Origin of the sequence: Cellulomonas sp. IC4_254 (assembly GCF_011603975.1) — a bacterium.
Classification (GTDB): Bacteria; Actinomycetota; Actinomycetes; order Actinomycetales; family Cellulomonadaceae; genus Cellulomonas.
Genome location: NZ_JAANNB010000143.1, coordinates 1 through 10,417, shown reverse-complemented (window position 1 = coordinate 10,417; position 10,417 = coordinate 1). Strand labels below are relative to the sequence as shown.

The 10,417-nt window shown below is 75.1% G+C and carries 8 protein-coding genes; all 8 read left to right on the top strand.

Annotation, left to right across the window (positions count from 1 at the left end; translation table 11 throughout):
- Position 1: 1 nt before the first annotated feature.
- Positions 2–1,132 (top strand): 16S rRNA (cytosine(1402)-N(4))-methyltransferase RsmH, encoded by a 1,131-nt coding sequence (gene rsmH, locus G6556_RS13615; RefSeq protein ID WP_166942334.1) that lies wholly within the window; start codon positions 2–4, stop codon positions 1,130–1,132.
- The gene (locus G6556_RS13610; RefSeq protein WP_166942331.1) at positions 1,129–1,539 is read left to right on the top strand and encodes a hypothetical protein; all 411 of its coding nucleotides are present in this window, start codon (positions 1,129–1,131) and stop codon (positions 1,537–1,539) included. Before rsmH ends, G6556_RS13610 begins: the two co-directional genes overlap by 4 nt.
- Positions 1,536–3,404, top strand: a complete 1,869-nt coding sequence (locus G6556_RS13605; RefSeq protein WP_346774897.1) for a penicillin-binding protein 2 — start codon at positions 1,536–1,538, stop codon at positions 3,402–3,404. The genes G6556_RS13610 and G6556_RS13605 overlap by 4 nt, the downstream gene beginning before the upstream one ends.
- Positions 3,405–3,498: 94 nt before the next feature.
- Positions 3,499–5,109, top strand: a complete 1,611-nt coding sequence (locus tag G6556_RS13600) for a UDP-N-acetylmuramoyl-L-alanyl-D-glutamate--2,6-diaminopimelate ligase (RefSeq protein WP_166942328.1) — start codon at positions 3,499–3,501, stop codon at positions 5,107–5,109.
- Positions 5,106–6,611 (top strand): UDP-N-acetylmuramoyl-tripeptide--D-alanyl-D-alanine ligase, encoded by a 1,506-nt coding sequence (gene murF, locus G6556_RS13595; protein ID WP_166942325.1) that lies wholly within the window; start codon positions 5,106–5,108, stop codon positions 6,609–6,611. The genes G6556_RS13600 and murF overlap by 4 nt, the downstream gene beginning before the upstream one ends.
- The gene (mraY, locus tag G6556_RS13590; protein ID WP_166942324.1) at positions 6,608–7,684 is read left to right on the top strand and encodes a phospho-N-acetylmuramoyl-pentapeptide-transferase; all 1,077 of its coding nucleotides are present in this window, start codon (positions 6,608–6,610) and stop codon (positions 7,682–7,684) included. Before murF ends, mraY begins: the two co-directional genes overlap by 4 nt.
- A 2-nt stretch (positions 7,685–7,686) precedes the next feature.
- Positions 7,687–9,138, top strand: a complete 1,452-nt coding sequence (gene murD, locus G6556_RS13585) for a UDP-N-acetylmuramoyl-L-alanine--D-glutamate ligase (protein ID WP_346774896.1) — start codon at positions 7,687–7,689, stop codon at positions 9,136–9,138.
- Positions 9,139–9,145: 7 nt separating this feature from the next.
- Positions 9,146–10,381, top strand: a complete 1,236-nt coding sequence (gene ftsW / locus G6556_RS13580; RefSeq protein ID WP_166942322.1) for a putative lipid II flippase FtsW — start codon at positions 9,146–9,148, stop codon at positions 10,379–10,381.
- Positions 10,382–10,417: the final 36 nt, after the last annotated feature.

The window sequence follows — 10,417 nt, the reverse complement described above, 5'->3', positions numbered from 1 at the left end:
CGTGCCCGAGACGCCCGACGCGCCCGGTCAGCCCGACCAGCCCGCCCGGCCCGAGCGCGACGCCGCCTCCCGCCACCTGCCGGTGCTGCTGCAGCGCTGCGTCGGCCTGCTGGCGCCCGCGCTCGCCGAGCCGGGCTCGGTGCTGGTCGACGCGACGCTCGGCATGGGTGGCCACACCGAGGGCGTGCTCACCGCGCTGCCGCACGTGCGGGTGGTCGGCATCGACCGCGACCCGCAGGCGCTGCGGCTGGCCTCCGCGCGGCTCGCGCCGTTCGGCGACCGGTTCACCCCGGTGCACGCCGTGTACGACGAGATCCCCGAGGTCGTGGAGCGGCTGGGGCTGCCCGGCGTGCAGGGCGTCCTGATGGACCTGGGCGTGTCCTCGCTGCAGCTGGACGAGGCCGAGCGCGGCTTCGCCTACGCGCAGGACGCGCCGCTGGACATGCGGATGGACCCCACGCGGGGCCGGACGGCCGCCGAGGTGCTGAACACCTACGACGAGGCCGAGCTGGTCCGTGTCCTGCGCGAGTACGGCGAGGAGCGGTTCGCCGGCCGGATCGCCCGCCGGATCGTGCAGGCCCGGGAGAAGGCCCCGCTGGAGCGGACGTCCGAGCTGGTCGACCTGGTCCGCGCGGGCATCCCCGCGGCGGCCCGGCAGACCGGCGGCAACCCGGCCAAGCGCACGTTCCAGGCGCTGCGGATCGAGGTGAACGACGAGCTGGCGGTGCTGGCCCGCGCGATCCCGGCGGCCGTGGAGTCGCTGGTGGTCGGCGGCCGGATCGTCGTCGAGGCGTACCAGTCGCTGGAGGACCGGCTGGTCAAGCGCGCGTTCGCGGCCGGTGCCGAGATCAGCGCCCCGCCCGGGCTGCCGGTCGTCCCGGAGACGCACGCGCCGTACCTGCGGCTGCTCACCCGCGGCGCGGAGGAGGCGGACGCCGCCGAGCTCGCCCGCAACCCGCGCTCGCAGTCGGTGCGGCTGCGCGCGGCCGAGCGCCTGCGGCCCACCCCCGAGCACCTGCGGCCCGGCCGCGGCGACGCCGGCAGTACCGGCGGTCCGGGCGCCCGCCGCCCGGACCGGACCCGCAGCCCCCGCACGACCCGCACCCCGAACGGACCGAGGAGAACCGCATGAGCGCCGAGCAGGCCGTCCGCGCACCGCGCCTTCGCCCCGCCCCGTCCGCCGCGCCGCGGTCCGCCCCGGAGCGGCCGCGGCTCCGGCTGGTCCGCCCGCCGGCCCAGGCGCGCACGCACGTGCCGTTCGTCGTGACCTGCATGGCGATCCTCGCCGGCGCGCTGCTGGCCGCGCTGCTGCTGAACACCCAGCTCGCGGCGGGCGCGTACGAGCAGCGCTCGATGGACGTCGAGCTCGCCCAGCTGGCGCGCGACGAGCAGTCGCTGTCCGCCGAGCTGGACGCGAACAAGGCACCGGCGAAGCTCGCGGAGAGCGCGACGGCGCTCGGTATGGTCCCCGCCGGGTCGACCGGCTGGCTGCGGCTGTCCGACGGGACGGTGCAGGGCGACGTCGGGGCCGGGCAGTGAGCACGCCGACCCGCCGCACCGCCGCGCCGGCCCGTCCGGTGCGCGCCGCGACCCGCCGCCCGGCGTCCGGCCTGCCGACCCAGCGCGGCCCGCGCGGTCCCTGGGCGCCCCGGCCGGGCGGGCCGAGCGTCGCGATGCTCGACCGCCGCCGCGCGGTGCTCGTGGTCGTGGTGGCGCTGCTGCTCACCGTGTTCTCCGGCCGGCTGCTCTGGCTGCAGGGCGTCGGCGGCGACGCGATCGCGGCCGAGGCGCTGGAGAGCCGGCTGACCCGGGCCGAGCTGGTCGCTGCCCGCGGCACGATCACCGACAGCGAGGGCGAGGTGCTCGCCACGTCGGTCGACCGGTACGACATCGTGGTGAACCAGCACCTGGTGAAGACCTGGTCGACGACGGACGACGGCACGACCTACTCGGGCGCCGCCGGTGCCGCGCAGCTGATGGCCCCGATCCTGGGCGTCAACGCGGCCGAGCTCGGCGCGAAGCTCGACGGCGACTCCGGCTACCGGTACGTCGCCAAGAACGTGCTGCCCGAGGTGTGGCAGGCGGTCCGCGAGCTGCGGATCAACGGCATCACCTCCGAGCAGGTGGCCGAGCGCGTGTACCCGAACGGCAACCTGGCGGGCAACCTGCTCGGCTGGGTCAACTCGGAGGGCGACGGCGCCCAGGGCCTGGAGGCGACGCTCGACGAGCAGCTGTCCGGCACCCCGGGCGAGACGGTCTACGAGCGCGGCGCGGGCGGCCAGCAGATCCCGGGCGGGTTCGAGGAGTCCACCTCGGCGACCGACGGCCGCAGCGTGCAGCTGACGATCAACTCCGACATCCAGTGGAAGGCGCAGCAGGCCATCGAGGCGCAGGTCGCGGCGACCGGCGCGGACTCCGGCACGATCGTGATGACCGCGACGAAGACCGGCGAGGTGCTCGCGATGGCCGAGTCCCGCACCGTCGACCCGAACGACCCCGGCGCGGACGACAGCCTGTGGGGCGGGTCCAGCGCGGTGTCCGACGTCTTCGAGCCCGGCTCGACCGCGAAGATCATCACGATGGCCGCGGCCATCGAGACCGGCATCACCGACCCGCTGGAGCAGTACACGGTCCCGTACAACTACACGACGGCCAACGGGCAGACCTTCAAGGACTCGCACGAGCACGCCGGCATGCAGCTGACGACCACCGGCATCCTCGCGGAGTCGTCGAACACCGGCACCGTGATGATCGGCCAGGACCTGCCGGAGCAGGTGCGGCACGACTACCTGTCGAAGTTCGGCTTCGGCCAGAAGACGGGCATCGAGCTCCCCGCCGAGCAGTCGGGCGTGCTGCGGGACGCCGACAAGTGGGACGGCCGCACCAAGTACGCGGTGCTGTTCGGCCAGGGCCTGTCGGTGACCGCCCTGCAGGCGACCGACGTGTTCGCGACGATCGCCAACGGCGGCGTCCGGGTGACCCCGCACCTGGTCAAGGGCTGGACCGAGCCGGACGGCACGTTCACCCCGTCGCAGGCCGCCGAGACGACCCAGGTGGTGTCGCCGGAGACGGCGAAGACCGTGCTCACGATGATGGAGAGCGCGGTCGACGAGGGCACGGGCTCCTCGGCGGCGATCCCGGGCTACCGCGTCGCCGGCAAGACCGGTACCGCGCAGGCCTGGGCCGCCGACGGCACCCAGGGCATCACCGCGTCGTTCATCGGCGTCGCCCCCGCGGACGACCCGGCGATCGCCGTCAGCGTCGTCCTGCACAACCCGCGCACGTCCGAGTGGGGCGGCACCGTGGCCGCGCCCGTGTTCTCGGACGTGGCCGGCTACGCGCTCACCGAGCTCGGCATCGCCCCGAGCGGGACGCAGCCGCAGCTCTTCCCGACCACGTGGTGAACCCCGTGCTCACGACCAGCGCCGCCGCCCCCGCGGGGCCCCGTCCGGCCGTCCCGGTCGCGGGGGCCCGTGGGCCGCGCGGTAGATTCTCCCTATGACGTCCCCGCAGGGCCGGCTGCGCCCGGAGCACCCCCACAGCCGCCGGGTCGCCGACCTCGCCGACGCGTTCGGGCTCGTCAGGGCCGGTGGCGCGCTGCCGGCGGACCTCACGACCTCCGGTGTGACGGTCGCGAGCGGCGACGCCCTCCCGGGCGACCTGTTCGTCGCCGTCCCCGGCGCGCACACGCACGGCGCCACGCACGCGGCGCAGGCCCTCGCGGCCGGTGCCGTGGCGGTGGTCACGGACCGCGCCGGCGCCGAGGTGCTGGCCGCGGCCGAGGACGACGCCGTGCGCGCCGTGCCGGTGCTCGTCACCGACGACCCGCGGGCCGTCGCCGGCGTGCTGGCGGCCGAGCTGCACGACCACCCCGGCCGCCGCCTGACGACCGTCGGCGTGACCGGCACCAACGGCAAGACGACCACGATGTACTTCGTCGAGGCCGCGCTGCGCCGGCAGCACGAGCGCACGATCGTCATGGGCACGGTGGAGCTGAAGATCGGCGACGAGGCGATCGAGAGCCCGCGCACCACGGTCGAGGCGCCGGTCGTGCAGTCGATCCTGTCGCGCGGCCTGGAGCGCGGCGCGACCGCCGCCGCCATGGAGGTGTCCTCGCACGCGCTCGCGCTCGGCCGGATGAACGGCCTGGAGCTCGACGTCGCGGGGTTCACGAACCTGCAGCGCGACCACCTGGACTTCCACGGCGACATGGAGGGGTACTTCCGCGCGAAGGCCCAGCTGTTCCGCCCGGGCCACGCGCGCCGCGCGGTCGTGGTGGTCGACGACGAGTGGGGCCGCCGGCTCGCCGCGGAGTCCGAGATCCCGGTCGACACCGTGGCGACGCACGTCGGCGCCCCGGAGGGGGAGACGGCCGACTGGGCCGTGACCGAGGCGGACGTGGGCCTGGACGGCGTGGGCTCGACGTTCACGCTGCGCGGCCCGGACGGCACGGAGCACCGCGCCGCCAGCCCGCTGCCCGGCCTGGTGAACGTGTCGAACGCGGCGCTGGCCGTCGTGCTCGCGCACCGCGCCGGCGTGCCGCTGGACGTCGCGATCGACGCCGTGGGCACCGCGTCGGGCGTGCCCGGCCGGATGGAGCGCGTCATCGAGCGCCGCGGCGGGGCGAGCCCGCGCCCGCTGTGCCTGGTGGACTACGCGCACACCCCGGACGCGCTCGTGCTGGCGCTGGAGGCCGTGCGCCCCATCACGCCCGGGCGGCTCGTCATCGTGTTCGGGTCCGACGGCGACCGCGACCGCGGCAAGCGGCCCCTCATGGGCCGGATCGCCGCGCGCCTCGCGGACGTGCTGGTCGTGACCGACGAGAACCCGCGCTCGGAGGACCCCGCGTCCATCCGGGCCGCCATCCTGGACGGGGTGCGCGAGGAGCGCCCCGCGCTGGCCGACGTGCACGAGGCCGTCAGCCGGACCCAGGCCATCCACGACGCCCTCGACCTCGCGACGGAGCTGGACACCATCATCATCACGGGCAAGGGCCACGAGCCGACCCAGGAGATCGCCGGGGTCTTCCACCGGTACAACGACCGCGACGTGCTGCGCGCGGCGGACGCCGCGCTGACGGCGCGCGAGGCGCAGGAGCAGACCGCGTGATCGCGATGACGGCGGCGGAGGTGGCGGCCGCGACGGGCGGGCGCCTGCACCCCGAGGACCTGGACCCGGCCACCGTGGTGACCGGCCCGGTCGTGGTCGACTCGCGGCAGGTCGAGCCCGGCTCGCTGTTCGTCGCGCTGCCCGGCGAGCACGTCGACGGCCACGACTTCGCGGGCGCCGCGGTGCGTGCGGGCGCGACGCTGGTGCTCGGCTCGCGGCCGGTCACGCACGACGGTCCCGACGACGGCGGCCCGACGGCGCTGCCGGTGGTCGTGGTCGACGACGTCGAGAGGGCGCTCGGCGACCTGGCCCGCGTGGTGCTCGAGCGGCTGCGCGAGGCCGCCGTCGAGCCCGGCGGCACGGACCTGCGGGTGATCGGCGTCACCGGCTCGGTCGGCAAGACGACCACCAAGGACCTGCTCGCGCAGCTGTGCGCCGCGGCGGGCCCGACGGTCGCGCCGGAGAAGTCGTTCAACAACGAGATCGGCCTGCCGCTGACGGTGCTGCGCGCCGACGAGCAGACCCGGTTCCTCGTGCTGGAGATGGGCGCGTCCGGGATCGGGCACCTGACCTACCTCACGGACATCGCGCCGCCCGACGTCGCCGTGGTGCTGGTCGTGGGCCACGCGCACCTGGAGGGCTTCGGCGGCATCGAGGCCGTGGCGCGAGCCAAGGCCGAGCTGGTCGCGGGGCTGGCTCCCGACGGCGTCGCGGTGCTCAACGCGGACGACCCCCGGGTGCTCGCGATGGCGTCGCAGGCGCCGGGCGCGGTCGCGACGTTCGGCACCACCGCCGGCGCCGACGTCCGCGCCGTCGACCTGCGGGTCGACCGCGCGGGGCGCGCCGGGTTCACGCTCGACGCCGGTCGGGTCCCGCCGGTCGAGGGCGACGACTCGCGCGAGACCGCCGAGGTCGCCCTGCGGCTCGTCGGCGAGCACCACGTGCACAACGCGCTGGCCGCGGCCGCGGCCGGGCTGGCCGTCGGGCTGCCGCTCGCGGACGTCGCGGCGGGCCTGTCCGCCGCCGACGCGATCAGCCCGCACCGGATGCACGTCGTGGAGCGCGCGGACGGGATCACCGTCGTCGACGACTCCTACAACGCCAACCCCGACTCGATGCGCGCCGCGCTGCGTGCGCTCGCCGTGCTGGCCGGGCGCGAGCGCCGGTCGGTGGCCGTGCTCGGCGAGATGATGGAGCTCGGCGAGGACGCGCGCCGCGAGCACGAGGCCATCGGCCTGCAGGTGGTCCGGCTGAACGTCGGCCTGACGGTCGTCGTCGGGTCCGGAGCGCTCGGCATCTTCGCCGGCGCGCAGCGCGAGGGGTCCTGGGGCGACGAGGTCGTCATGGTCGACGACGTCGACGCCGCGACCGCGTTCCTGGCGCGCGAGCTGCGCGCGGGCGACGTGGTGCTGCTCAAGGCGTCGAACGGCGCAGGCCTGTGGCGCCTGGGCGACCTGCTCACCGACGCGGCCGGCGCGGCCGGCGCGGGGGTGTCCGCATGATCTCCGTGCTCGTCGCCGGCGGCGTCGCGATGGTCGTCGCGCTGCTCGCCACCCCGCTGTTCATCAACTTCCTGGTCACCAAGCAGTACGGCCAGTTCATCCGGCAGGACGGCCCGACCGCGCACTACACCAAGCGCGGCACGCCGACGATGGGCGGCGTCGTCATCATCGGCGCCACGCTGGTCGGCTTCGGCGTCGCGGCCCTGGTCACCGGGAACCTGCCGAGCGCGTCCGCGCTGCTCGTGCTGTTCCTCATGACCGGCCTGGGCGTCGTCGGCTTCCTCGACGACTACATCAAGATCTCCCGGCAGCGCAGCCTCGGGCTGTCGGCGCGGTGGAAGATCGTCGGCCAGGGCTTCGTCGGCATCACGTTCGCCGTGCTCGCGCTGCAGTTCCCCGACGCCACGCTGCGCACGCCGGCCTCCACCAGCATCTCGTTCATCCGGGACACCGGCCTGGACCTGGCGTTCGCCGGGGCCACGATCGGCGCGATCCTGTTCGTGATCTGGGCGAACTTCCTCATCACCGCCTGGTCGAACGCCGTCAACCTCACCGACGGCCTCGACGGGCTGGCCACGGGCTCGTCGCTGATCGTGTTCGGCGCCTACGTCATCGTCTGCGTCTGGCAGTTCAACCAGCGCTGCGGGCTCGGCGAGAGCACCAAGTGCTACGCCACCCGCGACCCGCTGGACATGGCGGTGGTCGCCGCGGCGGTCACCGGCGCGTGCTTCGGCTTCCTGTGGTGGAACGCCAGCCCGGCCAAGATCTTCATGGGCGACACCGGCTCGCTGGCCCTCGGCGGCGCGCTCGCCGGCATGTCGATCGTCACCCGCACCGAGGTGCTCGCGGCGATCATCGGCGGCCTGTTCGTCATCATCGTGCTGTCGGACGTCATCCAGATCGGGTTCTTCAAGCTGACCGGCAAGCGGGTGTTCAAGATGGCCCCGCTGCACCACCACTTCGAGCTGTCGGGGTGGGGCGAGGTCACGATCGTCATCCGGTTCTGGCTGATCGCCGGGCTGTTCGTGTCGCTCGGCATCGGGATCTTCTACGCGGAGTGGGTGACGGGCTGACCGTGGCTGCGGATCTGACGACCGCCGAGGGTCTGGGCCGGGCGCGGGTCGTCGTCGCCGGCCTCGGCCTGTCCGGGCGGGCCGCGCGCGACGTGCTCGCCGGCCTCGGGGCGCACGTGACCACGGTCGACGACCGCGCCGAGGACGCCGACGCGACCGACGTGGCCGCCTTCCTCGCCGCCGGTGGCCTCGACGGGGTGGACGTCGTGGTGGCGTCGCCCGGCTGGCCCCCGGCGCACCCGCTGCTCGCGGCCGCCCGCGCCGCCGGCGTGCCGGTGTGGAGCGAGGTCGAGCTGGCCTGGCGGCTGCGCGTCGACCGGGACTCCGGTGACGGCCCGGCCCCGTGGCTCGCGGTGACCGGCACGAACGGCAAGACCACGACGGTCGAGATGCTGGCGTCCGTGCTCCGGGCGGCCGGGCGGCGCACCGCCGCGGTCGGCAACGTCGGCACCCCGGTGGTGCTCGCGGCGACCGACCCGGCGCTGGACGTCCTCGCGGTCGAGCTGTCGTCCTTCCAGCTGCACCACACGGAGTCGATGGCCGCGCAGGCCGCCGTCGTGCTCAACGTCGCGGCCGACCACCTGGACTGGCACGGCTCCCTCGACGCGTACGCCGCCGACAAGGGCCGGATCTACAGCGGGGTGGAGGTCGCGTGCGTCTACAACGCCGCCGACCGCACGACCGAGGACCTGGTCCGCGAGGCGGACGTGCAGGACGGCGCGGTCGCCGTGGGGTTCACCCTCGGGTCCCCCGGGGTGGGGCAGGTCGGCCTGGTCGACCGGATGCTGGTCGACCGCGGCTTCGCCGCCCTGCGGCACACGCACGCCGCCGAGCTCGCGACCTTCGACGACCTCGCGCACCTGGCCGGCCCGGACGGGCTCGCGCCGCACGTGGTGCAGAACGCCCTGGCCGCCGCGGCCCTCGCGCTGGCGCACGGCGTGCCGCCGGAGGCCGTCGGGGCGGGGCTGCGCGCCTACGCGCCGGGTGCGCACCGGATCGCCACCGTGGCCGAGGTCGACGGCGTCCGCTACGTCGACGACTCCAAGGCCACGAACGCGCACGCCGCCGCCGCCTCGCTCGCCTCGTTCGCGGAGGGCAGCGTCGTGTGGATCGCCGGGGGGCTGGCGAAGGGCGCCACGTTCGACGACCTGGTCGCACGCCGCGCGGACCGGCTGCACGCCGTCGTGCTGATCGGGGTGGACGCCGGCCCGCTCGCCGACGCGCTCGCCCGACACGCGCCGCAGGTCCCCGTCGTCCGCGTCGATCCCGGTGACACTGGGACCGTGATGTCCCGTGCCGTGACCGAGGCCCGCCGCCTGGCGGACGCCCGGGCCGCGGCGGGCACCACGGTCCTGCTCGCACCCGCGTCCGCCTCGATGGACCAGTTCGCCTCGTACGCCGCCCGCGGCGAGGCGTTCGCCGCCGAGGTGCGCGCCCTGCACCCGAGGGGGTGACCCCGGCGTGGCCCAGACGACCGCCGCCCCGGCTCCCGGCGCGACCGCGCCGCGCGCTCCCTCCCGCCTCGGGCAGTGGAACAGCGCCGTCACGAGCTACTACCTGCTCGTCGGCGCCAGCATGCTGCTGCTCGTCCTCGGGCTGGTCATGGTGCTGTCCTCGTCGTCGGTCGAGTCGCTGGCGTCGGGGGAGTCGCCCTACGCGGTGTTCTTCAGCCAGGCGCAGTACGCCCTGATGGGCCTGCCGCTGATGTGGCTCGCGTCCCGCATCCGGCCCGCCACCTACCAGCGGCTCGCGTGGCCGCTGCTCGGCGTCGGCCTGTTCGCCCAGCTGCTCGTCTACACGCCGCTCGGCCGCGGCAAGGGCGGCAACACCGGCTGGATCTTCGTCGGCGGGTTCTCCGCGCAGCCCTCGGAGGCGCTCAAGCTCGCGCTGGTCGTCTGGCTCGGCATGATCCTCGCGCGCAAGCAGCCGCTGTTCGACGACTGGAAGCACGCGGCAGTCCCCGCGCTGCCGGTGGCCGCCGGCGCCGTCGGCATGGTGCTGCTCGGCCACGACCTCGGCACCGCGATCATCATGCTGATCCTCGTGGCCGGGGCGCTGTTCGTCGCCGGGGTGCCGATGCGGATCTTCGCGGGCGCCGGGATCGCCGCCGCGGTGGGCGTCGCCCTGCTCGCCACCGTGAGCCAGAGCCGGGTCGACCGGATCATGAACTGGTTCACCGGCGAGTGCGACGTCACCGCGGGCTGCTACCAGACGATGCACGGCATGCAGGCGCTCGCGACCGGCGGCTGGTTCGGCCTCGGCCTCGGGCAGAGCCGCGAGAAGTGGTCCTACCTGCCCGAGGCGCACAACGACTTCATCTTCGCGATCATCGGCGAGGAGCTCGGCCTGATCGGCACGCTGCTGGTGCTCGCGCTGTTCGGACTGCTCGCGTTCGCGATGTTCCGGGTGATCGCCCGGCACCGCGACCCGTTCGCGCAGGTCGTCACCGGCGGCGTCGCCGCGTGGATCATCGGCCAGGCGCTGGTGAACATGGGCGTGGTCGTCGGCCTGCTGCCCGTCATCGGCGTGCCGCTGCCGCTGGTGTCCGCGGGCGGCTCCGCACTGATCACCACGCTGGTCGCGCTCGGCGTGGTGATCTCGTTCGCGCGCACCGAGCCCGGGGCCGCCGAGGCGCTGGCCGCCCGGCCGAGCGTGGTGCGCCGGTCGCTCGCCGTGATCGGCCGCACCCGTGCCTGACCCCCGCCGCGGTGCCGCACCCCGGCACCGCGGCGG

Bases quoted from the DNA above. Each gene is read 5' to 3' on its own strand.
- mraY (WP_166942324.1), top strand. From the start codon at position 6,608: ATGATCTCCGTGCTCGTCGCCGGCGGCGTCGCGATGGTCGTCGCGCTG.
- G6556_RS13600 (WP_166942328.1), top strand. From the start codon at position 3,499: ATGACGTCCCCGCAGGGCCGGCTGCGCCCGGAGCACCCCCACAGCCGC.
- G6556_RS13610 (WP_166942331.1), top strand. From the start codon at position 1,129: ATGAGCGCCGAGCAGGCCGTCCGCGCACCGCGCCTTCGCCCCGCCCCG.